The sequence below is a fragment of the Janthinobacterium sp. EB271-G4-7A genome (assembly GCF_020858075.1).
Taxonomy (GTDB): domain Bacteria; phylum Pseudomonadota; class Gammaproteobacteria; order Burkholderiales; family Burkholderiaceae_D; genus Janthinobacterium; species Janthinobacterium lividum.
Genome location: NZ_JACYMI010000002.1, coordinates 379,767 through 404,924 on the forward strand (window position 1 = coordinate 379,767; position 25,158 = coordinate 404,924).

The 25,158-nt window shown below is 63.3% G+C and carries 27 protein-coding genes; 20 read left to right on the forward strand and 7 right to left on the reverse strand.

The window, feature by feature from the left end; translation table 11 throughout:
- The first annotated feature begins 53 nt into the window (after positions 1-53).
- Positions 54-743: a M24 family metallopeptidase gene (locus IGS58_RS19235; protein ID WP_070257539.1), complete on the forward strand. Its 690-nt coding sequence runs from the start codon at positions 54-56 to the stop codon at positions 741-743.
- Here the strand turns inward: IGS58_RS19235 and IGS58_RS19240 are convergent.
- Both IGS58_RS19240 and IGS58_RS19245 read right to left on the reverse strand, forming a co-directional pair.
- Positions 740-1,819: a hypothetical protein gene (locus IGS58_RS19240; RefSeq protein ID WP_070257540.1), complete on the reverse strand. Its 1,080-nt coding sequence runs from the start codon at positions 1,817-1,819 to the stop codon at positions 740-742. The genes IGS58_RS19235 and IGS58_RS19240 overlap by 4 nt on opposite strands.
- Positions 1,820-1,886: 67 nt before the next feature.
- Positions 1,887-2,921, reverse strand: coding sequence for a MerR family transcriptional regulator (locus tag IGS58_RS19245; RefSeq protein WP_230522412.1), 1,035 nt, complete (start codon positions 2,919-2,921; stop codon positions 1,887-1,889).
- 339 nt (positions 2,922-3,260) lie between these two features.
- Between IGS58_RS19245 and IGS58_RS19250 the strand changes: the two genes are divergently transcribed.
- The 13 genes from IGS58_RS19250 (at position 3,261) to IGS58_RS19310 (ending at position 15,592) form a co-directional block, all read left to right on the forward strand.
- Complete coding sequence (locus IGS58_RS19250; RefSeq protein WP_230522521.1) at positions 3,261-4,271, forward strand: zinc-binding alcohol dehydrogenase family protein; 1,011 nt, start codon at positions 3,261-3,263, stop codon at positions 4,269-4,271.
- 1 nt (position 4,272) lies between these two features.
- The gene (locus tag IGS58_RS19255; protein WP_230522413.1) at positions 4,273-5,409 is read left to right on the forward strand and encodes a mannitol dehydrogenase family protein; all 1,137 of its coding nucleotides are present in this window, start codon (positions 4,273-4,275) and stop codon (positions 5,407-5,409) included.
- Positions 5,410-5,523: 114 nt separating this feature from the next.
- Positions 5,524-6,441, forward strand: a complete 918-nt coding sequence (locus IGS58_RS19260) for a GntR family transcriptional regulator (protein ID WP_034781954.1) — start codon at positions 5,524-5,526, stop codon at positions 6,439-6,441.
- Positions 6,442-6,466: 25 nt separating this feature from the next.
- Complete coding sequence (locus tag IGS58_RS19265; protein ID WP_070257544.1) at positions 6,467-6,802, forward strand: UxaA family hydrolase; 336 nt, start codon at positions 6,467-6,469, stop codon at positions 6,800-6,802.
- Complete coding sequence (locus IGS58_RS19270) at positions 6,799-8,022, forward strand: UxaA family hydrolase (RefSeq protein ID WP_034781960.1); 1,224 nt, start codon at positions 6,799-6,801, stop codon at positions 8,020-8,022. The genes IGS58_RS19265 and IGS58_RS19270 overlap by 4 nt, the downstream gene beginning before the upstream one ends.
- A 20-nt stretch (positions 8,023-8,042) precedes the next feature.
- Positions 8,043-9,062 carry an aldo/keto reductase gene (locus tag IGS58_RS19275; protein ID WP_442908373.1) on the forward strand — a complete coding sequence of 340 codons (1,020 nt, stop codon included), beginning with the start codon at positions 8,043-8,045 and terminating at the stop codon, positions 9,060-9,062.
- Positions 9,059-9,901 (forward strand): amidohydrolase family protein, encoded by an 843-nt coding sequence (locus IGS58_RS19280; protein WP_230522415.1) that lies wholly within the window; start codon positions 9,059-9,061, stop codon positions 9,899-9,901. The genes IGS58_RS19275 and IGS58_RS19280 overlap by 4 nt, the downstream gene beginning before the upstream one ends.
- On the forward strand, positions 9,898-10,227 hold the full coding sequence (locus tag IGS58_RS19285) for an L-rhamnose mutarotase (protein ID WP_230522416.1): 330 nt from the start codon (positions 9,898-9,900) through the stop codon (positions 10,225-10,227). Before IGS58_RS19280 ends, IGS58_RS19285 begins: the two co-directional genes overlap by 4 nt.
- 96 nt (positions 10,228-10,323) lie before the next feature.
- Positions 10,324-11,079: an SDR family oxidoreductase gene (locus IGS58_RS19290; protein ID WP_070282603.1), complete on the forward strand. Its 756-nt coding sequence runs from the start codon at positions 10,324-10,326 to the stop codon at positions 11,077-11,079.
- Between the two features lie 21 nt (positions 11,080-11,100).
- Positions 11,101-11,967 (forward strand): fumarylacetoacetate hydrolase family protein, encoded by an 867-nt coding sequence (locus tag IGS58_RS19295; protein WP_230522417.1) that lies wholly within the window; start codon positions 11,101-11,103, stop codon positions 11,965-11,967.
- Between the two features lie 81 nt (positions 11,968-12,048).
- Complete coding sequence (locus IGS58_RS19300) at positions 12,049-13,581, forward strand: sugar ABC transporter ATP-binding protein (RefSeq protein ID WP_230522418.1); 1,533 nt, start codon at positions 12,049-12,051, stop codon at positions 13,579-13,581.
- 19 nt (positions 13,582-13,600) lie between these two features.
- On the forward strand, positions 13,601-14,575 hold the full coding sequence (locus IGS58_RS19305; RefSeq protein WP_070257549.1) for an ABC transporter permease: 975 nt from the start codon (positions 13,601-13,603) through the stop codon (positions 14,573-14,575).
- Between the two features lie 54 nt (positions 14,576-14,629).
- Positions 14,630-15,592: an ABC transporter substrate-binding protein gene (locus IGS58_RS19310; RefSeq protein WP_070257550.1), complete on the forward strand. Its 963-nt coding sequence runs from the start codon at positions 14,630-14,632 to the stop codon at positions 15,590-15,592.
- Between the two features lie 20 nt (positions 15,593-15,612).
- Here IGS58_RS19310 and IGS58_RS19315 read toward each other — a convergent pair whose 3' ends face one another.
- On the reverse strand, positions 15,613-16,518 hold the full coding sequence (locus IGS58_RS19315; RefSeq protein ID WP_230522419.1) for a LysR substrate-binding domain-containing protein: 906 nt from the start codon (positions 16,516-16,518) through the stop codon (positions 15,613-15,615).
- Between the two features lie 99 nt (positions 16,519-16,617).
- Here IGS58_RS19315 and IGS58_RS19320 point away from each other — a divergent pair, with 99 nt between their 5' ends.
- Positions 16,618-17,685 (forward strand): SDR family oxidoreductase, encoded by a 1,068-nt coding sequence (locus tag IGS58_RS19320; RefSeq protein WP_230522420.1) that lies wholly within the window; start codon positions 16,618-16,620, stop codon positions 17,683-17,685.
- Here IGS58_RS19320 and IGS58_RS19325 read toward each other — a convergent pair.
- From IGS58_RS19325 to IGS58_RS19335, 3 genes are all read right to left on the reverse strand, one after another.
- Positions 17,672-18,679: an SMP-30/gluconolactonase/LRE family protein gene (locus IGS58_RS19325; RefSeq protein ID WP_230522421.1), complete on the reverse strand. Its 1,008-nt coding sequence runs from the start codon at positions 18,677-18,679 to the stop codon at positions 17,672-17,674. The genes IGS58_RS19320 and IGS58_RS19325 overlap by 14 nt on opposite strands.
- Positions 18,680-18,755: 76 nt before the next feature.
- Entirely contained in the window at positions 18,756-18,998 is a 243-nt protein-coding gene (locus IGS58_RS19330; protein WP_070257553.1) for an Imm32 family immunity protein, read from the reverse strand.
- Positions 18,999-19,003: 5 nt separating this feature from the next.
- Positions 19,004-19,753, reverse strand: a complete 750-nt coding sequence (locus tag IGS58_RS19335) for a hypothetical protein (RefSeq protein ID WP_070257554.1) — start codon at positions 19,751-19,753, stop codon at positions 19,004-19,006.
- A gap of 219 nt (positions 19,754-19,972) precedes the next feature.
- Between IGS58_RS19335 and IGS58_RS19340 the strand changes: the two genes are divergently transcribed.
- The 5 genes from IGS58_RS19340 (at position 19,973) to IGS58_RS19360 (ending at position 24,050) form a co-directional block, all read left to right on the forward strand.
- Complete coding sequence (locus IGS58_RS19340) at positions 19,973-20,209, forward strand: hypothetical protein (protein ID WP_070257555.1); 237 nt, start codon at positions 19,973-19,975, stop codon at positions 20,207-20,209.
- Between the two features lie 163 nt (positions 20,210-20,372).
- A complete protein-coding gene (locus IGS58_RS19345; protein WP_230522422.1) occupies positions 20,373-21,746 on the forward strand; it encodes a hybrid sensor histidine kinase/response regulator in 1,374 nt (457 codons plus the stop codon).
- Between the two features lie 72 nt (positions 21,747-21,818).
- Positions 21,819-22,235, forward strand: a complete 417-nt coding sequence (locus tag IGS58_RS19350; protein ID WP_070257556.1) for a hypothetical protein — start codon at positions 21,819-21,821, stop codon at positions 22,233-22,235.
- Positions 22,232-23,677 (forward strand): ATPase domain-containing protein, encoded by a 1,446-nt coding sequence (locus tag IGS58_RS19355; RefSeq protein WP_070257557.1) that lies wholly within the window; start codon positions 22,232-22,234, stop codon positions 23,675-23,677. Before IGS58_RS19350 ends, IGS58_RS19355 begins: the two co-directional genes overlap by 4 nt.
- Positions 23,678-23,807: 130 nt before the next feature.
- Complete coding sequence (locus IGS58_RS19360) at positions 23,808-24,050, forward strand: hypothetical protein (protein ID WP_070221783.1); 243 nt, start codon at positions 23,808-23,810, stop codon at positions 24,048-24,050.
- A gap of 469 nt (positions 24,051-24,519) precedes the next feature.
- On the opposite strand, the gene IGS58_RS19365 is transcribed toward IGS58_RS19360, so the two are convergent.
- Positions 24,520-25,029, reverse strand: a complete 510-nt coding sequence (locus tag IGS58_RS19365; RefSeq protein ID WP_139144181.1) for a hypothetical protein — start codon at positions 25,027-25,029, stop codon at positions 24,520-24,522.
- Positions 25,030-25,158 lie beyond the last annotated feature (129 nt).

Consider the following 25,158-nt stretch of genomic DNA (forward strand, 5'->3'; position numbering starts at 1 on the left):
ATACTTTTCCTGCTGGCGCGCCACTTCGGCCGTGCCCTTGAGGAAAGTCAAACATGCACACGACACTGGACGCCGAGCGGGGCGGCCCCGCTTATACCGAGGACGGCATGCTGCTGGCGCGCCGCAAGACGCGCGAGGCGATTGCCGCCATCGCCGCGCGCATCCGCCCCGGCATGCTGGAAGAAGACGCCGTCGCCATGGCGAAGCAGGTGCTGCTGGACATGGGGCTTGCGCTGAGCTGGCACCCCACGCGCGTGCGCTTCGGGCGCAATACCACGAAACCGATGAAACGTGCCTCCGAGCCCGGCGTGATCCTGCAAGAGAGCGATATTTTCTTCCTCGATATCGCACCGCGTGTGCAGGCGTGGGAAGGCGATGGCGGTGCCTCGTTTACGGTGGGCGCCAGCGAACAGCAGGCGGACTATGCCCGCTGCGCGCGCGATGCGGAATGCCTGTTCCACCAGGTGCGCGCCGTGTGGCAGCGCGACAGGCTGACGGGGCAAGCCCTGTATGCCTACGCAGAAGAGGAAGCGCGCAAGCTGGGCTGGGAATTGAACTTTGACCTGGGCGGCCACCGCGTGTCCGACTTCCCGCACGCGACGATCTACGCGGGCGCGCTGGCCGACGCGGATTTTTCGCCGTCACCGATGCGCTGGATCCTGGAAATCCATCTGCGCCATCCGACCTTGCCGTATGGCGCTTTTTTCGAGGACATGCTGCTCGATGACAGCTACTATGCTTAGTTCTTCGGCAGCAGATCGCTGAGTGCGGCGCGGCCCTTGACGGTGAGGAAGGGGCCGACCTTGCTGTAGGGAAGTAAAAAATCGTTTTCACAGCCGCTGCCGTTCGAGTCTTCCCAGAAGGACACGCCTTCGGGTTTCAATGACAGGTGGAAGCGGCCACGGCCGTCGTAATCCGTGCCCTTGCACTCGGCGTCGATTGTCACATTCTTGAAGAGGGCCTGGCGCAAACGGTCGGGCAATTCGGCCTTGTCGTCGCCATCGCTGGCGCTGGCGCCAAACCAGTTCCACACGTCCGTTTCCTGGCCCGTCTTCACGTCCCAGGTGCGGAATTTGATGGAGATGCCGCGGGCGCCATAGCCGGCCGGCCAGCGGTAGAACTTGACCGTTACCCAGCGCGGCGACCAGTAGGTGGGTTCCGCATACACTTCGTCTTCCGTCGTGAAGCCGTTGCGGCCCAGGTATTCGCGCCGCGTCGCGTAGAAGTCTTCCAGGTCCTTCTTGTTCCTGGCCAGCACGGCGCGCAGCTGCGCATTGATTTTTGCCACGCCATCGCCGGGCGCGATCAATTCCACGGTGATGGTGTCGCCCACTTGCAGGTTGCGGTATTGCTTGCCTTCGAAGGCAATCGGTTTGCTCACCTTGGTGCCGGGAAACGCTTCCAGCGCCAGGTTGTAGGCATCGCTGGCGCAGGATGGGTGTTCGCGGTCGCCCGCCGCCTCCAGCAGAGTCAAGGCCACGGGCAAGGTCTTGCCGCTTTTCGGCTCCGTCCAGGTGCCGGTGACCTTGCCGTCTTGCGGGGCATTCAGGGACCAGGTGCCCGTCGTGTCGCCCTTGGCGTTGAGTTCCTGCCACAGCGCCTTGCCATTCGGCTTGGACAGCATGATCGGCGTCTTGTAGCGCGTGTAGTAATAGTTGCCGCTGCGATCAGACCCTTGCGTGGGACTGGGCTGATTGAAGCAGGCCACGATATTGGCCTTGCCCACAGTGCCCTGCCACACCCCTTGCACGGGCGGCTCGGCAGCCATGGCGGCATGCAGGGCGGGCAGGGTCAGGCAAGCAAACAGAAAGCGGCGCATCGGTTTTTCCTCTCGTGGGCGAAGGCCGATTCTACATGGCCCCGCCCACGAGATGCCACACGTCAACTTATTTGGCGGGACGCTCCTGCGCCACCACGGCCATCGCCGCGCCCAGGTATTGCAGCATGGTCGCGTCGACAAAGCTGCCTTCCATCAGACGCGGTTCCTGCTGGTGCGCTTGGCGGAATTTCAGCTGCGTGGCCGGGTTCGTGCCTGCATACGAGCGGAACAGGTCCAGCCACTGCCGCGCCAGCTGGAGCACGGCCGGATCCGTGGGCGGCGTGCGTGCATCCATGGCGGCGCGCACGGCGGCGATCAGGGCCGGCCACTCGCCCGAACGCTTGCCGTAGTTGGCCACCAGGTGCGCGTATTCCTGCTCGTCGAGGAAAGGCCGGTACAGCGCCATGCGCGAGGCATTGAAGGCGGTGAGGATGAACTGCATCAGTTGCGCATCGATGCTGGTCGTGGCCTGCATGATGGGCTCCTGCGCGTGCATGTCGTTCAGGCGCGCGAACAGGCCCGGATGGGCGCCCGTGTCGCGCACCAGCTTGACCATCCATTCCGTGGCCAGCGCCTGCGCCGGCGCATCGCCGGGGCTGACGCCTGACTCCATGGCGGCGCGCACCCGCGCCACCAGTGCTTTCCATTCCTCTTCCACGGCCGCATCGGACAGCAGCGGCAGTTGTTGCAGTTCTTCGTGACTAAAGTATTTGTCGTACATGGTCATCAACTCCATAGTGGTGAGCCACTCGGCCAGTTCCGGCGCCTGCCCCTGTGCCAGTTGCGCCTGCAAGCTGCACAGGCGTTCGCGCAAGGTGGAAGCCTGCGCGATCTGGTGTTCCAGCATGGCGATCTGCTGCGCCACGATGGTATGCAAAGGAAGATCCGGGCCGGCGAGGGCGTTGGCGATATCGGCCAGCGACAGCCCGAACTTGCGCAGCGCCATGATCCGGTGCAGCCGGTCCATGTCGCCGTGCTGGTACAGGCGGTAGCCAGCTTGCGTGCGCGCCGAAGGCGAGAGCAGGCCGATGCTGTCGTAGTGGTGCAGGGTGCGGATAGTCAGGCCCGTGAGCCTGGCCAGTTCCCCGATTTTCAACAGCATCGCCTTCTCCTTGTCTCCAGTGCGTGCAACCACGATGGCGCCTGACGTAACGTCAGGGTCAAGCAGAAATGTAGCAGAGGAACTGAAAAAGCCGGTAAAAGAATCCGTTGACCTTCATTTTTTTGTACGGTATATTTATAAAACCGAACGACGACTGCGGCATGAACGGTGCGTTCGAGCCACATGGAATGACGAATGGATCGTTGTGCGGCGCAGCAAGAAGCGCCGTTGGCAGGACTGGAAAGACAATCCGCGCAGACGGATTTTTTTCACAGTTGGTTTGTACGTTAAATATAATATGCCACCGGCAAGATTCGGGCGGCGAGAGGGACGACCATGATGAAAAGTATCGTTTGCGATACGCCCGGCAGTTTGCGCATGGAGCAGCGCCCCGTGCCCGTACCCGGCGAGGGCGAAGTGCTGCTGCGCATACGCCGCGTCGGCATCTGCGGCACCGACATGCATATCTTCCGCGGCACCCAGCCTTTCCTCAGCTACCCGCGCGTGATGGGGCATGAACTGTCCGGCCATATCGACAGCGCGCCAGCCGGCTCGCGCCTGGCCGTGGGCGACCAGGTCTACGTGATGCCCTACCTGTCGTGCGGCAGCTGCGTGGCCTGCCGCCAGGGCAAGACCAACTGCTGCACCCGCATCGAAGTGCTGGGCGTGCACCGCGACGGCGGCATGACCGAATACCTGGCGCTGCCAGAGCGCTTTGTCTTCAAGACGGAGGGCATCTCGCTCGACGACGCGGCCATGATCGAATTTCTCGCCATCGGCGCGCATGCCGTCAAGCGCGGCGCGGTCGATGCCGGCAAGCGCGTGCTGGTAGTGGGCGCCGGCCCGATCGGCATGGCCGTGATGCTGTTCGCATCGTTGAAGGGCGCCGACGTGGCGGTGCTCGATGGCCGCGCCGACCGTCTGCAGTTTTGCCGTGACGCGCTGGGCATCGCCCGCACGGTGGCGCTGGGCGAGGGCGACAAGGAGCAGCTGCTGGACGCCACCGGCGGCGAATTCTTCGACGTGGTGTTTGACGCCACCGGCAATATCGCCGCCATGGAGCGGGGCCTGGACTTCGTCGCCCATGGCGGGTCCTATGTGCTGGTGTCCATCGTGCGCGACCGCCTGTCCTTTTCCGACCCTGAATTCCACAAGCGCGAAACGACCTTGCTGGGCAGCCGCAACGCCACCGTCGACGATTTCGAGGAAGTGGTGGCGGCCATGAAGGCGGGCAAGGTACCCACCGCGCTGCTCAATACCCACCGCACCACGCTCGACGAATTTACCGGCGTGCTCGATCGCTGGATGCAGCCGGAAGCTGGCGTCATCAAGGCCATCGTCGAGGTCTGAGATGAGCGACATCAACCCGATACTTCAATTTGGCACCAGCCGCTTCCTGCAGGCGCACGCCGACCTGTTCGTCAGCGAAGCGGCCAAGACAGGCGAGGCGCTGGGCAATATCACCATCGTACAGACCACGCACAGCGCGCAGGGCGCGGCGAGGGTGGCGGCGTTTCGCCGCAGCGACGGCTACCCCGTGCGCATCCGCGGCTGGCAGGACGGCGCGCAAGTCGATGAAGAGCGCCGTGCCGACGCCGTCACGCAGGCGTGGCAAGCCGGCAGCGACTGGCGGCAGGTGCGCGATGCGGCCGTGGCCGCGCGCGTGATCATCTCGAATACGGGCGACACGGGCTACCAGCTCGATGACGCCGACCACGCCGGCATGCTCGACGGCGCGGCCGTTCCCGCCAGCTTTCCCGCCAAGCTGCTGGTGCTGCTGCACGGGCGCTTCCTGGCCGGCGCCGCGCCCATCTCGATTTTTCCGTGCGAACTGGTGGCCGACAACGGCCATGTACTGCGCCAGGTGATCGTGACATTGGCGCGGCAGTGGGGTTGCGCTGCCGCGTTCATCGGCTACCTGGAAACGGGCTGCCTGTGGATCAATTCCCTGGTCGACCGCATCGTTTCCGAACCGATCGAACCGATAGGCGCGGTGGCCGAGCCCTATGCCCTGTGGGCCATCGAGGCGCAGGAAGGCATGCTGCTGCCGTGCCGCCACCCGCAAGTGGTGGTGACGGGCAGCCTGCGCGAATATGAACAGCGCAAGCTGTTTTTGCTCAACCTGGGCCACACCTATCTGGCGCAGCTGTGGATGGAGCGGGGCAGCCCGGCCGGCATGACGGTGCGCGAGGCGATGGACGATGGCGCCATGCGCGCCGCGCTGGAAGCGGTATGGCACGAGGAAGTGCTGCCCGTGTTTGCCGCCATGGGGGCGCAGCACGGTGACGCCGCGCTGGCCTACGTGGCGCAGGTCAGGGAGCGCTTCGGCAATCCCTTCCTCGCACACCGCCTGGCCGACATCGCCCAGCACCACGCCGGCAAGATCGCGCGCCGCATGGCGCCCGTGGCATCGCTGGCGCGGCAGCTCTGTCCCTCCCTGGCGCAGCCGCGCCTGCGCGCCATGCTGGCGCCGGGAGCGCTGCCATGAACGCCCCGGTCAACGCAGTTGTTTCTTTTTCGGCATGCCGATCCAATCCGATATCGACTAAAATGGCCCACTCATCCACTTTCCCCTTCGCTGGCATAGCGCGTTCATTCATCCATGTCCAAACCCGCCACCGTCTTCAAGCGCAGTACCAATCTGCTGTTGCAATTTCTCGCCGAGAATGCCGCAGTGGGCGAGATGCTGCCGACGGAGCAGTTCCTGACCACCATCTGCCAGGGCAGCCGCACGGCGATCCGCAGCGCGATCGCCTACCTGTCGACGCGGCGGCTGATCGCCAGCCCGGCGGACCGGCGCTTGCTGAGGAAGCCCATACCGGGCGACTACTTCGATATCTCCGAATTGCAGTCGGGGGCGGAGCGCATCCAGCAAGTGCTGATGGAACGCGTGTACCAGCGCGACATGCCGCCCGGCGCGGAATTTTCGGAAGCGGAGCTGGCGCGCGAGGCGGGCGCCAGTACCGTCAGCGTGCGCGAATTCCTGATCGGCTTTTCGCGCTTCGGCCTGATCGAAAAGAAACCGCGCGGTGGCTGGCGCCTGTGCGCGTTCGACCGCTCGTTTGCCACCGAACTGGCGGATATGCGGCGCATGTTCGAGATGGCGGCCGTGGAGCAGTTTGCGCACCTGCCGCACGGCGATCCGGCGTATGCGGAACTGGCGCGGCTGATCAAGCAGCACGAGAAGCTGGCGGCCAGGATCGACACGCGCCACAACGCGTTTCCGGCGCTGGACCGCGAGTTCCACACCTTTCTGATCGGCTTGCTGAACAACCGCTTCGCGCAGGGCTTCTACGATATCGTCTCGTTTGTCTTCCACTACCATTACCAGTGGGACAAGGGCGAGGAAAAAGGCCGCAACCAGTACGCGGTGCAGGAGCACCTGGCGATCCTGCGCGCGTTGGCGGAGCACGACATACCGAAGGCGCTCGAGGGCATGCGCTCGCACCTGGATTCCTCGCGCCGCACCATGCTGTCCTCGATCGGCACGCGCGAAAAACTGAGCCAGCCGGGCGCCTAGCCATCCTTGCTGGGGAGGGTGCGCCATGAGCCTCGCTTCCCAGCCTGCCAGCCTGCTGCTGATGTCGCCCGAGGATAACTGCCTGATCGCCAGGACGGCATTGGCCTGCGGCGACGTCGTCGCCATCGATGGCTTGCCCGTCACCCTGGCGCAAGACATCCACATCGGCCACAAGGTGGCGCGCCGCGCGCTGGCCGTGGGCGACAAGGTGCTGCGCTACGGCGCCCTGATCGGCAGCATCACGGCCCCCGTCGCCATCGGTGAGCATATCCACACCCACAACCTGGCAAGCGATTACATCCCCACGTTTACCCTGGGCCAGGACGGCCACCATTTCCTGGACAAGGACGACCAAGCATGAACGCTCCCGTAACGACACCGGCCCTGTCGGGCTATCTGCGCGCCGATGGCCGCAAGGGCATCCGCAATATCGTGGTGGTGGCCTATATGGTCGAATGCGCGCACCACGTGGCGCGCCTGATGGTCAACGCCTTTCCCGGCCAGCCCGTGCACCTGATCGGCTTTACGGGCTGCTTCCCCAATGAATACGCGGACCAGGTGATGCGCCGCCTGCTGACGCATCCGAACGTGGGCGCCGTGCTGCTGGTGTCCCTGGGCTGCGAAGGCTTCAACAAATATGGCCTCTCCAGCGCCGTGGCCGACAGCGACCGCCCCGTGCATACGATTACCATCCAGGAAAACAGCGGCACGCGCCCCAGCGTGAGCAGCGGCGTCGAGTGGATCAGCTGGGCCCTCGAGCACCTGGCGCAGCAGGAGCGCGTGCCGATGGGCATCGATGAACTGGTGGTGGCCACCATCTGCGGCGGCTCCGACAGCACCAGCGGCATCAGCGCCAACCCGGCCGTCGGCGTGGCGTTCGACACGCTGATCGCGGCCGGCAGCCCCTGCATCTTCGAGGAGACGGGTGAACTGGTCGGCTGCGAATACCACATGCAGCGGCGCGCCGTCAGCCCGGACCTGGGCAACGCCATCGTCGACACCGTGGCCAAGGCGGCCCGCTACTACACCATCATGGGCCATGGCAGCTTCTCGCCGGGGAATGCCGATGGCGGCCTCACCACGCAGGAAGAAAAGTCGCTGGGCGCCTACGCCAAGAGCGGTTCCTCGCCCATCGTCGGCATTTTGAAACCGGGCGATCAGCCGGCGGGCGGCGGCCTGTACCTGCTCGACGTGGTGCCGGACGGCGAGCCGCGCTTCGGTTTCCCTAACGTGTCGGACAACGCGGAAATCGTCGAACTCATTTCCTGCGGCGCCCACATCACCTTGTTCACGACGGGCCGCGGCTCCGTGGTGGGCTCGGCGATTTCGCCCGTCATCAAGGTGTGCGCCAATCCGCAGACCTTCGAGCGCCTGGCCGACGACATGGATATCAACGCCGGCAAGATCCTCACGGGCGAGGCCACGCTGGAAGAAGTGGGTGCGGAGATCGTCGCCGCCGTGCTGAACGTGGCCAATGGAGCACTGAGCCGCTCGGAAGACCTGGGCCACCAGGAATTCGTGCTGACCTATAAACAATTCGAGGCGGTGGGGCCAGGCTGCTTCCCGCTGCGCGCAGCATGAGGGCCACGGTGATGGATGTCATGGATACCACGCGCCGCCGTACCTTGCCGCGCGGCGGCCTCTCGCTGCCCTGCATCGGCATGGGCTGCGCGCCGCTGGGCGGCCTGTACCACCCGGTCAGCGATGCGCAGGCGCGCGCCACCCTCGATGGCGCCTGGGATGCCGGCGTGCGTTTCTTCGACACGGCGCCGTTCTATGGCTACACCCGGTCCGAACACCGTCTCGGCGCGGCGCTGCGCGGGCGGCCCCGCGATCATTTTGTTGTCAGCACCAAGGTGGGACGGCTGATGCGGCCCGACGCCTCCGTGCGCCCAGGCGATGATGGTTTTGCCGCGCCGCTGCCGTTCCGCCCCCATTACGACTACACGTATGACGGCGTGCTGCGTTCGCACGACGACAGCCTGCAGCGGCTGGGGCTTGATCGCATCGACATCCTGTTCGTGCACGATATCGGCAAGGCCACGCATGGCGAACGCGATCAGCACTACTGGCGCCAGCTGACGGATGGCGGCGGCTTTCGCGCCCTCGATGAACTGCGCGCCAGCGGCCAGGTGAAAGCCGTGGGCCTGGGTGTCAACGAATGCGACGCCGTGCTGCGCGCGATGGTGGAATTCGACCTCGATTGCACCCTGCTGGCCGGCCGCTACACCTTGCTGGAACAGGCCTCGCTGTCGCCATTGCTGGACGTCTGCGTGGAGCGCGGCAACGCCATCGTGATCGGCGGCCCGTTCAACTCGGGCGTGCTGGCCGGGAACGGCAAATTCAATTACGCCGATGCGCCGGCCGCGATACTCAAGCGCGTGGCGCGCCTGGACGCCGTCTGCCGTGACTTTGGCGTGCCCTTGCAAGCTGCCGCCCTGCAGTTTCCGCTCGCCCATCCCGCCGTCGCTTCCTGCATCCCGGGCGGCCAGGACCTGGCGCAGCTGCGGCAAAATCTGGACTGGTTCGCCACGCCGCTGCCCGACGCCCTGTGGCTGGCGCTGCGGGACGCGGACTTGCTCGATGCGCGCGCGCCGCTGCCTGCGGGAGTGGCCGCATGATGCGCATCGACGCCCACCAGCACTTCTGGCAGCTGGCCGCGCGTGCCGGCAGCTGGCCGCCGCCATCCCTGGCCGCCATCCACCGCGATTTTGCGCCCGCCGACCTGGCGCCCCTGCTGGCTGCGCACGGCATCGCCGGCACAGTGCTGGTGCAGTCGCTGCCGTCCGAAGACGATACGCACGGGCTGCTGGCGCTCTCCGAAGAAAGCAGCTTTATCCGCGCCGTCGTGGGCTGGACGGAGCTGCGGGCGCCCGACGCGCCGGCCAATATCGCCCGCCTGGCGTCGCACGGCAAGCTCAAAGGCTTGCGTCCCATGCTGCAGGATCTCGATGACGATGCATGGATCGCCGATCCCGCGCTGGCGCCAGCTTTGAACGCCATGGTGGAACACGGTTTGCGGCTGGACGCGCTGGTGCTGCCGCGCCACCTGCCCGCGCTGCTGCAATGCGCGCGCGACTATCCGCGGCTTCCCATCGTGATCGACCATGCGGCCAAGCCGCCGATAGCCGATGCCGCCTTCGGCACCTGGCGCGAAGACATGGCGCAGCTGGCAGCGCTGCCGAACGTGCATTGCAAGCTGTCCGGGCTGGTGACGGAAGCGCGGCCCGGCTGGTGCGTGGACGATTTGCGTCCCTATGCCGCACATGTGCTGCAAGTATTCGGCCCCCAGCGCGTGATCTGGGGCAGCGACTGGCCCGTGGTGGACCTGGCCGGCGGCTATGCGGCGTGGCTGGCCGCCAGCGAAGCGCTGCTGGCGCATCTGGGGCAAGCGGACAGGAACGATATCTTCGGCCTCAACGCACAGCGCTTTTACGGTATCAACGAGGAAACGCCATGAAAAGAATGGGCATGCTCATCGGCATCGCGCCGGAGCGTATCGCCGAATACAAAACCCTGCACGCCGTTGTCTGGCCGCAGGTGCTGGCCAAACTGGCAGCCGCGCATGTCAGCAATTATTCGATCTTCCTGCGCCAGCCGGAAAACCTGCTGTTCGGTTACTGGGAATACCACGGCGAGGACTTCGAAGCCGACATGGCGGCCATCGCCGCCGACCCCGAAACGCAGCGCTGGTGGACCTTTTGCGCCCCGTGCCAGCAGCCGCTGGCCTCGCGCGCCGAAGGCGAGCACTGGGCGATGATGGAACAGGTTTTTCATATGGATTAGTCGTAGACCCCAAAGCGAAGACCGGGGTCAGACCCTGAGGGGCTACCCCCGGCAGTTCAGGTGTTGGGGTAATAAATATAAAACAAAGGAGACAACATGACCGCCAGACTACAAGGCAAAATCGCCCTGCTCACCGCCGCCGGCCAGGGCATCGGCCGCGCCACGGCCGAAGCGTTCGTGCGCGAAGGCGCCACCGTGATCGCCACCGATATCAACCAGTCCCAGCTCGACGCGCTGAAGGAGGCGACTGGTTGCGCCATCCGCCGGCTCGACGTGACCGATGGCGCGGCGATCGCCGCGCTGGCCGACGAGATCGGCTCCGTCGATATCCTGTTCAACTGCGCCGGCTTCGTCGACGGCGGCACCATCCTCGACTGCGACGATGCGGCCTGGGACCGTTCCTTCGACATCAACGCGCGCTCCATGTACCGGCTGATGCGCGCCGTGCTGCCCGGCATGCTGGCCAGGGGCGCCGGCTCCATCGTCAATATGTCGTCCGTGGCGTCCAGCGTGAAGGGCGCGCCGAACCGCTTTATCTACGGTACCTCGAAGGCGGCCGTGGTGGGCATGACGAAATCGGTGGCGGCGGACTTTGTCACGCGCGGCATCCGCTGCAATGCGATCTGCCCCGGCACCATCGAATCGCCTTCGCTGAAGGAACGCATTGCCGCGCAGGCGGCAGCGACGGGCGTGAGCATCGATGAAGTGCAAGCCGCTTTCGTGGCACGCCAGCCGATGGGAAGAGTGGGCAGGGCAGAGGAAATCGCCGCCCTGGCCGTCTACCTGGCTTCCGATGAATCCGCCTTTACCACCGGCATGGTCCATGTGATCGACGGTGGTTGGTCAAATTAATCACTACAACGAGAGAACCCCATGAAACTGATGCGTTATGGCGCCAAGGGCGCTGAAAAACCTGCCTTGATCGATGCTGACGGCGCCGTGCGCGACCTCTCCGGCGTGCTGTCGGATATCACGGGCGCGACCCTGGGCAAGGATGGCCTGGCGACCCTGGCCGCCATCGATATCGCCAGCCTGCCGGTGGTGGACCATCCCGGCCGCATCGCGCCGCCGTGGAAAGGCGTGGGCAAATTTTTGTGCGTGGGCCTGAACTATGCCGACCATGCCGCCGAATCGGGCATGGCCGTGCCGTTTGAACCGGTGCTGTTCATGAAAGCCACCAGCGCCATCATCGGCGCCAACGATGCCGTGGTGATGCCGCAGGACTCGAAGAAAAGCGACTGGGAAGTGGAACTGGGCGTGGTGATCGGCACCACCGCCCGCTATGTGAGCGAAGCGGATGCGCTGTCGCACGTAGCCGGCTACTGCGTCGTCAATGACTTGTCCGAACGCGAGTATCAACTGGAGCGCGGCGGCCAGTGGGACAAGGGCAAGGGCTGCGATACCTTCGGCCCGATCGGCCCCTGGCTGGTGACGGCCGACGAAGTGGCGGACCCGCAAAACCTGGGCCTGTGGCTGGAAGTGAACGGCAAGCGTGTGCAGGACGGCAATACCAGGACGATGGTCTTCGGCGTGGCCAATCTGGTCAGCTATATCAGCCGCTTCATGACCCTGTACCCGGGCGACATCATCAGCACCGGCACGCCACCGGGCGTGGGTATGGGCCGGAAACCGTCGGCCGTGTACCTGAAGCCGGGCGACACCATGCGCCTGGGGATCAACGGCCTCGGTGAGCAGAACCAGACCGTGCATGCCTGGAATCCGCAGCTGATCGACAGTTAATGAAGTAGCAGACCGGCGTGCCGCCAAGGTGCTCAGACATCGGCGCGCCGGCCTATGGCAGTGGAGTGGAGGAGACACACCATGAATGAATCCGAAGAGATACTGGCGCTGAACAAGGTCAGCAAGCGCTTTCCCGGCGTGCTGGCGCTCGACAATGTCAGTTTCAGCCTGCGCAAGGGCGAGGCGCATGCGCTGTGCGGCGAAAACGGCGCCGGCAAGTCCACCCTGATGAAGGTGATGAGCGGCGTGTACCAGGCCGACGAGGGGGAACTGGTCTACAAGGGCAAGGTATGCAGTTTTGCCTGCAGCGTGGATGCGGAGGCGGCAGGCATCGCCATCATCCACCAGGAACTGAATTTGATCCCGCACCTGAGCGTGGCGGAGAATATTTTCCTCGCGCGCGAACCGGTGCGCGGCATCTTCATCGACCGCAAAAAAATGCGTGCCGACGCGCAGGCGCTGCTGGACCGTTTGAAGCTGCGCATCGACCCGCGCCAGCTGGTCAAGAACCTGTCGTGCGCGCAGCAGCAGATGGTGGAAATCGCCAAGGCCCTGTCGCTCAATACGGAAGTGCTGATCATGGACGAGCCCACGTCGTCGCTGACGGAAAGCGAGACGTGCCAGCTGTTCGACATCATCAATGAACTCAAGCGCAATGGCGTGAGCGTGGTCTACATCTCGCACCGCCTGGAAGAGATGCAGCACATCATCGACAGGGTGACGGTGCTGCGCGACGGGAAATTCGTCTGCACCGACGATTTTGCCGCCACCACCCTGGATGCCATCGTGGCCAAGATGGTGGGCCGCACCCTCGATGAAAAATTTCCCGACCGCGTCTCGACGCCGACCGCTGACGTGCTGCTGCGCGTGACCGATTTGCACCGCAAGGATGTCTTCGGCCCGCTGAGCTTTGATTTGCGGCGCGGCGAGATCCTCGGCTTTTCCGGCCTGATGGGCGCGGGACGCACGGAAGTGGCGCGCGCCATCTTCGGCGCCGATCCCCTCACCGGCGGCGCGATCCACCTGGGCGACATGGCGGTGACGATCGCCAGCCCCATCGACGCCATCGGCCACGGTATCGCCTACCTGTCGGAAGACCGCAAGAGCCACGGCCTGGCGATCCGCATGTCGGTGGCGGCCAACCTGACACTGACGAATGTCTCGGGGCTGGCGAACCGTTTCGGCTTCATCGATTTCGCCAGGGAAGAAGCGGTGGCGCAGCAGTACATCGCGGCGCTGGGTATCAAGACGCCGACCTCGAAACAGATCGCGCGCAACCTCTCGGGCGGCAACCAGCAAAAGATCGTCATCAGCAAATGGCTGTACCGCGAATCGAAAATCATCTTCTTCGACGAACCCACGCGCGGCATCGACGTGGGGGCCAAGTTCGCCATCTACCAGCTGCTCGACAAGCTCGCGTCGGAAGGCATCGGCGTGGTGCTGATCACGTCCGAGCTGCCCGAGATCATGGGCATGACGGACCGGGTGGCCGTGTTCCACGAAGGGCGCATCAGCGGCATCGTCAATACGCGCGAGTCGTCGCAGGAAGAGATCATGCAACTGGCGTCGGGGCGCGTAGCCAGTCCCGCACCTGGCCAGGCGGCAGCCCATTAAAAACAGAAAGCTTAAAAAAATGAATAAAGAACTGATACAAAAATTCGCCGCGCTGGGCAGCCTGTCGCTGTTGCTGCTGGTGTTTTCCCTGACCAGCAACGCCTTTTTCTCCGTCAGCAACGGCATGAGCGTGGCCTTGCAGGTGACGTCGATCGCCTACCTGGGCATTGCCGCCACCTGCGTCATCATCACGGGCGGCATCGACCTGAGTTCCGGCTCCGTGCTGGCGCTGGCCGGCGTGGCCGCCGCGCTGCTCGTCAAGAGCGGCGTGCCCGTGCCGGTCGCCATGCTGGGCGGCGTCGTGGTGGGCGCCATGTGCGGCGCCGTCAACGGCTTTTGCATCACGCAATTGAAACTGCCTCCTTTCATCGCCACCCTGGGCATGATGCTGATCGCCCGTGGCCTGGCGCTGCAGGTGACGGGCGCGCGCGCCATTTCCGGCCTGGGCGACTCGTTCGGCGAACTGGGCAACGGCGTGCTGTGGCGCATCGAGCGCGACACGGGCGGCACCTTTCCCGAAGTCGTCTTCCCTGGCATTCCGTATCCGGTGGTGCTGATGGTGGTGATCGCCGTGGCCGTGTCCATCATGCTCAGCCGCACCACCTTTGGCCGGCATATCTATGCCGTCGGTTCGAATGCGGAAGCGGCGCGCCTGTCTGGCGTGAAGGTGGGGCGCGTGACCCTGCTGGTGTACACCTTGTCCGGCGCCCTGTCGGGCCTGACGGGCTGCGTGCTGATGTCCCGCCTGGTGACGGCGCAGCCGAACGAAGGCGTGATGTACGAACTCGATGCGATCGCCAGCGCCGTGATCGGCGGCGCCTCGCTGATCGGCGGCATCGGCACCATTTCCGGCACCGTCATCGGCTCCTTCGTCATCGGCATCCTGCGCAACGGCTTGAATATGAACGGGGTATCGAGCTTTATCCAGCAAATCATTATCGGACTGGTCATCTTGCTGACCGTCTGGATCGATCAGAAGCGCAACCGCGCCTGAGGCAGTGCAGCAACGCAGTCTTACCTATAAATCTATAATTAAATGAGGACGACAATGAAAACCATCCAAGCCTTCAACACCATCCTGTTCGGTCTGTCGACCGCAGTATTTGCCCTGAGCTCCAGCGCCGCCTTCGCCGCCCCGGGCGAAATCGCCGTGATCGTCAAGACGACCAATTCCAACTACTGGCAAAACGTCAAGAAGGGCGCCACGGCCAGCGCCGCCGATGCCAAGGGCTACAGCCTGACCTTCCAGGGTCCGGCCTCGGAATCGGCCATCGCCGACCAGGTCAGCATGGTGGAAAATGCCGTCACGCGCAAAGTGGCCGGCATTGTGCTGGCCGCGTCCGACCCGGACGCGCTGGTGCCGGCCCTGAAGAAGGCGTGGGAAGCGAAGATTCCCGTGGTGCTGATCGATTCGCTGGTGGCCGACAGCGGCAAGCGCTATTACCAGTCCTTCCTCTCGACCGACAATGAAGCGGCCGGCGAGCAAAGCGCCAAGGCCCTCATTTCGCAGGTCGGCAAGACGGGCAAGATCGCCGTGATGTCGTATGTGGCGGGCGCCGGTTCCGAAACGGGCAGGGTGGGCGGCTTCAAGCGCTATATCGAAAAGAACTCGCAGTTGCAGATCGTCGGCACGTATTACTCGCAGTCGCAGATGGCCACGGCGCTGAACCAGACGACCGACGTGCTGGCCTCGAATCCGGACTTGAAGGGCATCTTCGGCGCCAATGAACCGACGGCCGTGGGCATGGGCCGCGCCATCGCGCAGGCGGGCAAGGCTGGCAAGGTGATCGCCGTGGGCTTCGACGGCAATGAAGACCTGAAAAACTTCGTCAAGGACGGCACCCTGTATGCGACGGCCGTGCAAGGCTCGTACTCGATGGGCGCGCTGGGCGTGAAAACCCTCGTCAGCCTGATCGAAGGCAAGAAGGTCGCGCCGTTCGTCAACACGGGCGTGGTGATCGTCACCAAGGCCAATGTCGAACTGCCGGAAGCGAAGAACGTGTTGTACTGATTTTTCACGTCTTCAGATCCTCAGATCGTCAGGCGCTGGCGCAACTCCTGCAGCAGGGTGCCCGTCTTCGGCGTCAACTGGCGCGCCAGCGGCCATGCCAGATACAACGGCAGGCCTGGCGTGGCCAGCTGCGGCAGCACGGCGACGATGGCGCCTGACGCCAGGTGTTCTTCCACCAGCCACGTGGCCAGCTGCGCCACGCCCAGGCCCGCCAGCACGGCGGCGGTGCGCGCCTCGGCGTCGCCCACCGTCATGCGCGGCGCGGCCACGCGGTATTCCAGCTGGCCGCCCTTGTCCTCATCCGGGAACAGCCACGGCATGGGCGAACCGTCGCCACGGCCATAGGCGATGCAGTCGTGCCGCTCTAGTTCTCCGATGGCGGCGGGCGTGCCGCGTCGCGCCAGGTAGGCGGGCGCCGCGCACAGGATCAGGCGTTCCGCCCCCAGCTGCATCTGGCCCAGCGCGGCGGGCCAGTGCGATGGCGTGCCGATGCGCACGGCGATATCGATGCGCTCTTCGAACAGGTCGACGAAGCGGTCGCTGAAGGCGATCGATGGCTGCAGCCCGGGATACTGCGCGCACAGGGCCAGCAGCGCCGGCATGACGCGCAGGCGGCCGTACGAGGCGGGCACGCCGATGCGCACCTTGCCTGCCAGCTCCCCATCCTGCTCGGCCAGCACGTTTTCCGCATCGACCAGTTCCTGCAGCACGCGCTTGCAGGTGGCGTAATAGGCATGCCCCGCACTGCTCAACTGTAAACGCCGCGTGCTGCGCTCGAACAGGATCACGCCCAGCCGCGATTCCAGGCGCGCCACGCTCTTGCTCACGGCCGAGCTGCTCAGGTGCAGCCGTGCGGCCGCCTTGGTGAAACTGCCGGCGTCGGCGGTGGCAAGAAAAGGCGCGATGCCTTTCAAGTGTTCTGACATGATTGAAGAATATTATTCATGAATGAGGTGAAATACTATCGCGGATAAGAATTTCTGTCCGATATATCATGGTTTTTTTACACAGGCATGGGAGTACGCATGAACAAGCACGCATTGATTATCGGCGCCAGCGGCGTTATCGGCAGCAGCCTGGCCACGCATTTGCTGGCGCAGGGCTGGCAGGTGACGGGCGTCTCGCGCGGCCGCACGCCAGTCCCCGCAGGCTGCGCATGCTTGCCGCTCGATGCCACGGATGGCGCGGCCGTAAGCGCCGCCCTGGCGGGCTTTGACGCCAGCCACGTCTTTTTCACGGCCTGGGCACGCCAGGCAAACGAGCAGGAAAACATCCGCGTCAATGGCGCCATGGTGGCCAATGTGCTGGCTGCCCTGGGCCCCACTGGCCACTTGCGCCATGCGGCGCTGGTGACGGGTCTCAAGCATTACCTGGGACCGTTCGATGCCTATGGCAAGGGCAGCGTTCCCGTCACGCCGTTCCGTGAAGAGCAGGGCCGCCAGGATGTTGATAATTTTTACTATGAGCAGGAAGACCGGCTGTTCGACGCGGCCGCGCAGTACGGTTTTACGTGGAGCGTGCACCGCCCGCACACCATCATCGGCTACGCGCTGGGCAATGCCATGAACATGGGATTAACTTTGGCCGTGTATGCCAGCCTGTGCAAGGCCGGCGGCCAGCCTTTCGTCTTTCCCGGTTCAAGCGCCCAATGGCACGGCTTGTCCGACATGACGGACGCGGGCCAGATCGCGCGCCACCTGGCATGGGCGGCCGACAGCCCCGCCGCGCGCAACGAGGACTTCAATATCGTCAATGGCGACGTGTTCCGCTGGAAGTGGCTGTGGCCGCGCCTGGCCGCCTACTTTGGCGTCGAGGCGGCGGACTTGCCCGGGACGATGGCGCCGCTGGCCGGGCGCATGCAGGATGCGCCCGCGCAGTGGCGCGCCATCGCGCAGCAGCACGGCCTGGTGGAAGCCGACATCAGCCGCCTCGCTTCCTGGTGGCATACGGATGCCGACCTGGGACGGCCGATGGAAGTGATGACGGACATGGGCAAGAGCCGCAAGGCGGGTTTTCTCGATTACCAGGATACGCAGGATGCCTTCATCGCCCTGTTCGAGCGCCTGAAGGCGGAGCGCGTCATTCCGCGCTGACCTGCTCCGCTGCGGCCGGTGGCGCGGCTGCCGCTGCCGCCGCCGCATTGGCCGCATTTGCCCTATGCTGCAGTGCCCGCTGCCACTCGAGGCCGGGGCGGTCGACGCGAAATTGCAGCAGCCGTCCCTGCACCACTTCCGTCACGTACGCCGTGCGGCCATCGGGGCCGCCGAAGGTGATGTTGCTGGGCTTGGCGCCGGGCACGCTGATCTCGCGCAGGATGCGTCCCTGTGGCGACAGTTTCACCACGCTGCCCTTGCCGTAGCGCGTCACGTACAGGTTGCCGTCGACATCCACGCGCATGCCATCCATGCCGAAATCGTCGAACTTGATCAGCAGGCGCTTGCCGCTCAGGCTGCCGTCCGCGCCGATGTCATACATCCAGATATTGCGCTGCACACTTTCATTTACATACAAGATCTTGCCGTCGGGGCTGACTTCGATGCCATTGGCCGTACCCATGGTATCGAGCGCCAGGGTCACCGTGCCATCGGCCGCGATGCGCCACACGCGGCCCGTGTTTTCTTTCCAGTTCGGGTCGCTCGCATACAGCACGTCGTCCTGCGTGATGGCGATATCGTTCGGCTGCGTCATGCGCGGCTCGCGCGCGTGGATGGTCAGCGCGCGCGTGGCCGGATCGACCAGGTAGATCGTGTGTTCCATGTAGTCGGCCAGGTACATCTGCCCACGGCTGCCGAAGCGGATGCCGTTGGCGATGCTGGTGCCGGGCAGGCTCAGGTACACCTCGCCCATGCCGCCGGGGCTGACCTTGCCGATAGTCTGCTGGCGCGCAAAGTTGACGGCATAGATATTGCCATCCGCATCCACGGCCGGGCCTTCGATGCCCTTGGTGAAGGAATGCGGGGCCGTCAAGGTGGTGGCGAGGAACAGCGTTTCGTGCGCGGGGGGACTGGCACAGGCGGACAGGTTGGCCAGCGCGGCGGCCAGCACGGCCGTGCGCAGCGACGGCAGGGCGTATCGGGAATGGGGCATCGAGTGTTCTCTGTATGGCAAAGGTGGGGTATGTTACCCGACGCGCGCCAGCCGGGGCGCCATTCTAAGCCTCACCTCAGGCCGCTACCACGACGAGGTCGGGGAAGTTAGCCTGCCAGCCGTCCCATTCGTCTTGCAGATGGGCGTGCATGCCGGCCCGGTCTTGCGCCTGATCAAAGGTGTCCGCGCTGGCCAGCAGGAAGTGGGCGATGGCGCGCAGGGTGGCCGGGTCGGCCTGTATGGTGACGTCGGAACAGCGTTTGGGGCGTTCTGCGGCCTCGTCCTGCAGATAGCAGTGCAGCGATAAATGTGTGGTCATGGGTATCAATTGTTGATGTAGGCGCCCAGCATGGCGTGTGCGTTCAGTACGGCGCGGGCGGCGTCCAGTTCCTCGTTCGATAAAAACCAGTGGATCCGCCCATGCTTCTCTTCGCTGCGGCCATGGGCTTGCATGCTCTGGCGCAATGCCTGCAGTCTTGGCGGCGGCAGCGCAGCCAGTTTTCCGTGGTTGAAGATATTGACGGGATATACATCGCGCAGGTGCGAAGCTTGCAACCCGCGCCGCTTGATGGCGGCCCAGTTATTTGCGGGGCAAGGAGTGCCAAAGGTCATCGGATGGGCTGCATCGAGCTGCCGGTAGCCGCGTGCGTAGCCGGTGCCGTAGCCCAGGGTTTCACTATAGCCGTACACATACTCGCAATGATCCAGCAAGCCGGGTATGCTTGCCGCGCCGTCGAACAGCTGTTGCAACGGCAGCTTGCTGGCGCGCATCGCCAGCAGCAGCGAAACTGTCGGCTCATACACGGCGAGCGCGTCGCAGTTCGTGACCTCGTCGGCCTCGTCGGGCGGCAAGATCCGAGGTGAAAACAACTCGATGCTGCTGGTATCGGGCGCCAACAGGGTTTTCTCGTAGTTTCGCTGCGAAAACTTGACGACCTTACCGCTCTTGCTGCCGTAGCGCTCGACGGGTTCGCCGATGTGCGCGAACCAGGCGAACAGCTGCGCGCTGGCCGCGGCGGGAATGAAGGGACTATCCTTGGTGAATTCGCCGACGAGGAAATGGTATTGGTCCATAGGGCAATGCGGGGGGAGGGTATCGAAGCACATATTTTTGCACGGGATGCCAAACGCTGCCAATGCGTGCGTGCGGACCCTCCCTTGAGACGAACTGATGCGTATGTATTTGATTTAAATGAAATTCGGGCCGCATTGCGGTTAGACTAAGTCTGGCTATACTGCAATGACAGCCGTGGTTCTTGTTCTCGGCGGCGCTGGCAATCCCACGGAGGCCTCATGTCTTATGCGAATCCCACCACCCATAACGGGTTCCTGATCTCGGCCTACGCTTGCGAACTGCCCGAGGGGTGCTGGCAGGGACAGTTGGTGCTGAGCAAGTGCGGCTTCGAAGATGTCAGGCAAGCCAATCTGGAAAATCGTGAGACGCAGCACGAAGCGGAGCAATCTGCCTTGGCCATGGGCTGGCAGCTGGCCAATTACGTGCTACCCCTGCGCACTGTTGACGATAAGTAATCTAATGCTTTCATTTGGTAAGGGAAATAGAGTATCGTGTTCGGATAGAAAGCAATACACCGTATGCAGCAATAGAGCTGGCGTGCGCGGCGATGTCTGAGTGAACGCCGCGGAGCGAAGAGTTGTCCTTGAGGCCGGCCCCCACAGGCCGTACACCGTCACCATGCACTACACAGCACTCTCGCCGGATCCTGAGGATGCGTCCGCCCAGCAGTTGCCCCCCCCCGAGCACAATCTGCATGCCTTGCATAGCCGCGAAGTCAAGCTGCTGCGGGAGACGATCAATCAATTGTTGATCATGGCCAAGATGCAGGTGCAGGAAAAGGATAAATCCGACGCCTTCGGCCTGCTGATCATGCAGTTGCGCGAAGCCAATCAAAACCTCGTGCTGGCAACGTTTGGCGCGCAGGACATGCAAGCGTCCGCCGAGGCGACGACCTTGCGCCAGACGGAATTCCTGGCCATGCTCGCGCATGAGTTGCGCAATCCCCTCCAGCCACTGGCGATGGCCAATGACTTGCTGGCCAAGAAGGTCGACCTCGATCCCCAACTGGCGCATGTGCATGGCGTGATCGGCCGCCAGGTGGCGCACATGGCGCGGCTGATCGACGACTTGCTCGATGCTTCGCGCGTCAGCAGCGGGAAGATTACCTTGCAGCTGGCGCCCATCCTGCTGAGCGACATTCTCGCCAGCGCCATGGAAGTTGGCCAGGCCAGCATCAGCCAACGCCAGCAAGTGCTGAGCGTGAGCCTGCCGGACGAACCGCTGGTGATCGAAGGGGACCTGGTACGTCTGACACAGGTGTTTGCCAACTTGCTCATCAATGCCAGCAAATTCACGCACGAGTTTGGCCACATCGACATCGTCGTCAGGCGCCACGATAATCTGGTGGAAATTGCCGTCACCGACGATGGCGCCGGTATCGCCCTCGATATCCAGCCCTTCATTTTTGACCTGTTTACGCAGGGATTCCGCTCGCTGGAACGGGCGCAGGGCGGCCTGGGTATCGGCCTGTCGCTGGTGCGTATCATTACCCAGCTGCATGGGGGAACCGTGGACGTGTTCAGCGCAGGGGTCGGCTTCGGCAGCCAGTTTGTCTTGCAGCTGCCCCTGTCGTCGCTGGCGCCACCGTCGCAGCACTTGCAAGTGGAGCATGCGGCGCATGCATCGCCACGCCGCATATTGTTGATCGAGGATAATACCGATGCGGCGGAACTGCTAGCGCTGCTGCTGACGCAGGATGGCCACCATGTCGATGTGCGCAATGACGGCCCCAGTGGCTTGCGCGCCGCGCTCGATGCACCCTACGATGTGATCGTATGCGATATCGGCTTGCCGGGCATGGATGGCTTTCAAGTCATCAGTTCTGCACGCGCGGCCCTGCCGCCGCCGCTGCCGTGCTTTGTCGCCGCGTCCGGATACAGCCAGCTTGGCGAGTTCGACCGTGCTGGCCAGGCAGGGTTTGACCATTACCTGGTAAAACCCATCAATATCGACGCTTTGTCGAAAATAATCACGGCAAAGGTTACCCGCTGACGGGCGAAGGAGTCCTGATGCTTTTTTTTAACATGGTCCATGCACCGAAAACCGCAGAGAAAAGATCCGATTATGGCCACAGTCCATGAACAGCGGCAGCGCAGGATAGAGCACGCGCTGTTACGCGACCCAGGTGCGGTGGTAGACGTCAGTATTCGCCTTTGGGAGCAGCTGGCCACTGAGTTGAATCAGATCATTGGTGAGCGGGGCGTGGAGTCGATGTATGCCCGCAGCCTGCACCAGAGTCAGAAACAGTTCAACTGGCTGACGCCCCATCCGCCGCAAGCGCTGGAAGCTGCCATGAGAGCCTTGCGCGCCAGCTTGCAGGGACAGGCAGAGACCGCCGCCTGCGCGGCGAGCACGGCGATGATGATGCACTTCATCAACACCCTTATTTTATTAATTGGCGAACTCTTAACGAATAGCATCCTCCTCAAGGCCTGGGGTGATGACGTTGTGAATAATGCTGGAACGGAGCCGAACGAATGAACAAAGTCACCATCCAACGCCTGGCCACTGGCGTGCCGGGGCTGGACGAACTGCTGGGCGGCGGAATACCGGAGTTTTCCTTCAATCTGGTAGCGGGCACGCCCGGCAGCGGCAAGACGACGCTGGCGCACCAGATCATGTTTTCCCTCGCCGCGCCGGAGCGCAAGGCGCTGTTTTTCACGGTACTGGGCGAACCACCGCTGAAGATGCTGCGCTATCAGCAGCAGTTTCCTTTCTTCGACGTGGACAAGATCAACCAGTCGATCAAGTTCGTCAATCTGTCGGCTGACTTGCTGGAGGGCGATTTCGACCGCGTGCTGGCGCGCATCGCCGAAGAGGTCGAGGCGTTCTCGCCCAGCCTCGTCTTCGTCGACTCCTTCCGCTCCGTGGTGCAGTCGGCAAAGTCCATGGACACGGGCGCTGCCGGCCTGCAGAATTTTGTGCAGCAGCTGGGCGCGCAAATGACCAGCTGGCTGGCCACGACTTTCCTGATCGGCGAATACCTGGCACCCGAGGCTGAGTCCAGCGCCGTGTTCACGGTCGCCGATGGCATCCTGTGGCTGTCGCAGCTCGTGCACCGCGACGCCATGGTGCGCAAGATCCAGGTGGTCAAGATGCGCGGCCAGTCACAAAGCCTGGGCGCGCATACCTTCCGCATCAATGACGATGGCGTGGAAATCTTTTCCCGCGCCGTGCTGAAGGCCAGTGGCACGGGAAAGGTCAGCATTTCCGGTAATGAACGCCTGTCGCTGGGCGTGCCGGAGCTCGACCAGATGATGGGGGGCGGCTTGCCGGCCGGCTATTCGCTGCTGCTGGTGGGACCGTCAGGTTCCGGCAAGACCGTGCTGGCCACCCAATTTCTCGCGGAAGGCGTGCGCTGCGGCGAGCCCGGCGTGATCGCCGCCTTCGAGAAAAGCCCGAACCAGCTGCTCAGCCATCAGCTGAATGCCCTCGTCGATTCCGGCCAGATCGGCGTGATCAACACGCGTACGCTCGACCTGTCGCTCGATGAAATCCTGCACGACCTGCTGAGCATGATCACGCGCATGAGGGCCAAGCGCGTGGTCATCGACTCGCTATCCGGCTTTGAAATGGCGCTGGCGTCCATGTTCCGCGAGGATTTCCGCGAATCGCTGTATCGCCTGGTGGCGGCCTTGACGGACATGGGCGTGTCCGTGCTGATGACGGCCGAGCTGGAAGACCAGTACACCATGCTGCGATTCAGTTCCTATGGCAACGCTTTCCTGGCCGACGCCATCGTCATGCAGCGCTACATCGAACTCGAAGGCCAGTTCAAGCGCGTCGTATCGGTGGTGAAGGTGCGCGGAAGCGGCCACAGCAAGGATATCCGCTTCTACGATATCGACGCCGAGGGCATGAAGATCGGTGCGACTCTCAGCCAGTACCAGGGCATCCTGTCGGGCGAGCCTTACCGGGCCTAGGTGCGCGCTGTTGGTGACAGCTGAGTTGAGGCGTATGATGGAAGTGCGGCCATGCTGGCGGTGATGGCTGTACGCAGAGCAGACGAATGCTGCGTCTGCTGTGTTTCCGAGCCGATCAAGAGGAGATATGATGGACAAACCCGAATTCATCCTGGCCGCGAAAGCCATGGAAACGCTGGAGATGTATCAGACCTTCTATGGCCATTCGCAGGAATACCAGGCGCACCAGCAGGAAGTATTGAAACTGCTGCGCCACAAGGGCGCCTCGCTGCTCGTTTCCGAGCATGGCCCGGCGAAGTTTTTGCTGGCGTTTGCCGATGCGCTGGAAGCGGCCAGCTTGCCGGGGGAGTATGTGCCGTTGAGCCGGCGGTAGGGTAGGCTGCTGCTGCTGCTGCTGCTGCTGCTGCTGCTGCGTCATGTGCCTGGCCTTGGTTTTACCAACGCCAGGCAGCGTTCAGGCTAGCAGATCGCTCCAGACGTCCCTTTTCCCGTACGCAGGTCCAGTCCGAAATAGCATTCGTATTCTGCCCCTTTTGTATGAACACAGGCAATATCTCCCCTGCACCGCTCCCGGTAGTCCGCCGAAAAACTGCATGCCTGCTCCTGTTTCACATCGGGGCCAATCTGGGTAAACAGTTCCCTTGCCAATCCCCCTATGACCATGATTGCCACTTTCCGGTCGTTTCGCGTGGGCGGTAGCATTTCGGACAACATTCCACCATAGATCTGATAGTCACCCCGCATGGGCCGGGGTTCGCCAGTCCATACCGGCTGCTTGTCAGCGGCTTGCGACGGTGAGAATAGAACGAGCGCCATGGCGCAGCATGCAAGGTGAATATTCATCAGTGTTCTCTGATTTCAAGCTGAAGATGGTCGTCGTGCCCTTTCAGAGACCGGACGGGCCCACCGGCTATCATCTTTTGCACCTCGCCATCGTTAAAGAATACCGTGGTGGCCATTGGGTGCTGCAGAAACAGGCGTATCAATTTGATGGTGGCGTTCCGGTCATGCACGTCATCAAAGCGCGACACGCGTGCGGACTGGCCTTCCAGCTTGTCCTTCCGCATGGGGCGTAAATCCATTTCAATGCCCTTTCGGTGGCTGACATGCTTGTCGTACCCTAACCCTCCGGCGATACTGATATTGCCGATGTCAAATTTCCCATCATCAATGGCCTGCCATTCACGTGCGATGTAAAAGATTAGGGATAGCATGCTGGGGTACGCATACTGGGCCAGATGACCAGAGCTTGGCATGTGGTGCAGATTGCCATAGACGTAGTAGCCTGCACCTTCCGAAGCCTGGGGCAGGATGAAGAAGCCGCGCTTATCCCTGGACTGAACTTCAAGCATGGTCAACTCCGCTAGGCGAAACGGTGGGAGAGCTGGCATTGTTTCGCATTCCGTTCAATATGGGATTGCTCTACCGCAAACAATTGCGAACTGGCGCTGGGGGCAGCGATGCCATAGCCGAGAGGACAC

Bases quoted from the DNA above. Each gene is read 5' to 3' on its own strand.
- IGS58_RS19235 (WP_070257539.1), top strand. From the start codon at position 54: ATGCACACGACACTGGACGCCGAGCGGGGCGGCCCCGCTTATACCGAG.
- IGS58_RS19240 (WP_070257540.1), bottom strand. From the start codon at position 1,819: ATGCGCCGCTTTCTGTTTGCTTGCCTGACCCTGCCCGCCCTGCATGCC.
- IGS58_RS19245 (WP_230522412.1), bottom strand. From the start codon at position 2,921: ATGCTGTTGAAAATCGGGGAACTGGCCAGGCTCACGGGCCTGACTATC.
- IGS58_RS19250 (WP_230522521.1), top strand. From the start codon at position 3,261: ATGAAAAGTATCGTTTGCGATACGCCCGGCAGTTTGCGCATGGAGCAG.
- IGS58_RS19255 (WP_230522413.1), top strand. From the start codon at position 4,273: ATGAGCGACATCAACCCGATACTTCAATTTGGCACCAGCCGCTTCCTG.
- IGS58_RS19260 (WP_034781954.1), top strand. From the start codon at position 5,524: ATGTCCAAACCCGCCACCGTCTTCAAGCGCAGTACCAATCTGCTGTTG.
- IGS58_RS19265 (WP_070257544.1), top strand. From the start codon at position 6,467: ATGAGCCTCGCTTCCCAGCCTGCCAGCCTGCTGCTGATGTCGCCCGAG.
- IGS58_RS19270 (WP_034781960.1), top strand. From the start codon at position 6,799: ATGAACGCTCCCGTAACGACACCGGCCCTGTCGGGCTATCTGCGCGCC.
- IGS58_RS19275 (WP_442908373.1), top strand. From the start codon at position 8,043: ATGGATACCACGCGCCGCCGTACCTTGCCGCGCGGCGGCCTCTCGCTG.
- IGS58_RS19280 (WP_230522415.1), top strand. From the start codon at position 9,059: ATGATGCGCATCGACGCCCACCAGCACTTCTGGCAGCTGGCCGCGCGT.
- IGS58_RS19285 (WP_230522416.1), top strand. From the start codon at position 9,898: ATGAAAAGAATGGGCATGCTCATCGGCATCGCGCCGGAGCGTATCGCC.
- IGS58_RS19290 (WP_070282603.1), top strand. From the start codon at position 10,324: ATGACCGCCAGACTACAAGGCAAAATCGCCCTGCTCACCGCCGCCGGC.
- IGS58_RS19295 (WP_230522417.1), top strand. From the start codon at position 11,101: ATGAAACTGATGCGTTATGGCGCCAAGGGCGCTGAAAAACCTGCCTTG.
- IGS58_RS19300 (WP_230522418.1), top strand. From the start codon at position 12,049: ATGAATGAATCCGAAGAGATACTGGCGCTGAACAAGGTCAGCAAGCGC.
- IGS58_RS19305 (WP_070257549.1), top strand. From the start codon at position 13,601: ATGAATAAAGAACTGATACAAAAATTCGCCGCGCTGGGCAGCCTGTCG.
- IGS58_RS19310 (WP_070257550.1), top strand. From the start codon at position 14,630: ATGAAAACCATCCAAGCCTTCAACACCATCCTGTTCGGTCTGTCGACC.
- IGS58_RS19315 (WP_230522419.1), bottom strand. From the start codon at position 16,518: ATGTCAGAACACTTGAAAGGCATCGCGCCTTTTCTTGCCACCGCCGAC.
- IGS58_RS19320 (WP_230522420.1), top strand. From the start codon at position 16,618: ATGAACAAGCACGCATTGATTATCGGCGCCAGCGGCGTTATCGGCAGC.
- IGS58_RS19325 (WP_230522421.1), bottom strand. From the start codon at position 18,679: ATGCCCCATTCCCGATACGCCCTGCCGTCGCTGCGCACGGCCGTGCTG.
- IGS58_RS19330 (WP_070257553.1), bottom strand. From the start codon at position 18,998: ATGACCACACATTTATCGCTGCACTGCTATCTGCAGGACGAGGCCGCA.
- IGS58_RS19335 (WP_070257554.1), bottom strand. From the start codon at position 19,753: ATGGACCAATACCATTTCCTCGTCGGCGAATTCACCAAGGATAGTCCC.
- IGS58_RS19340 (WP_070257555.1), top strand. From the start codon at position 19,973: ATGTCTTATGCGAATCCCACCACCCATAACGGGTTCCTGATCTCGGCC.
- IGS58_RS19345 (WP_230522422.1), top strand. From the start codon at position 20,373: ATGCACTACACAGCACTCTCGCCGGATCCTGAGGATGCGTCCGCCCAG.
- IGS58_RS19350 (WP_070257556.1), top strand. From the start codon at position 21,819: ATGGCCACAGTCCATGAACAGCGGCAGCGCAGGATAGAGCACGCGCTG.
- IGS58_RS19355 (WP_070257557.1), top strand. From the start codon at position 22,232: ATGAACAAAGTCACCATCCAACGCCTGGCCACTGGCGTGCCGGGGCTG.
- IGS58_RS19360 (WP_070221783.1), top strand. From the start codon at position 23,808: ATGGACAAACCCGAATTCATCCTGGCCGCGAAAGCCATGGAAACGCTG.
- IGS58_RS19365 (WP_139144181.1), bottom strand. From the start codon at position 25,029: ATGCTTGAAGTTCAGTCCAGGGATAAGCGCGGCTTCTTCATCCTGCCC.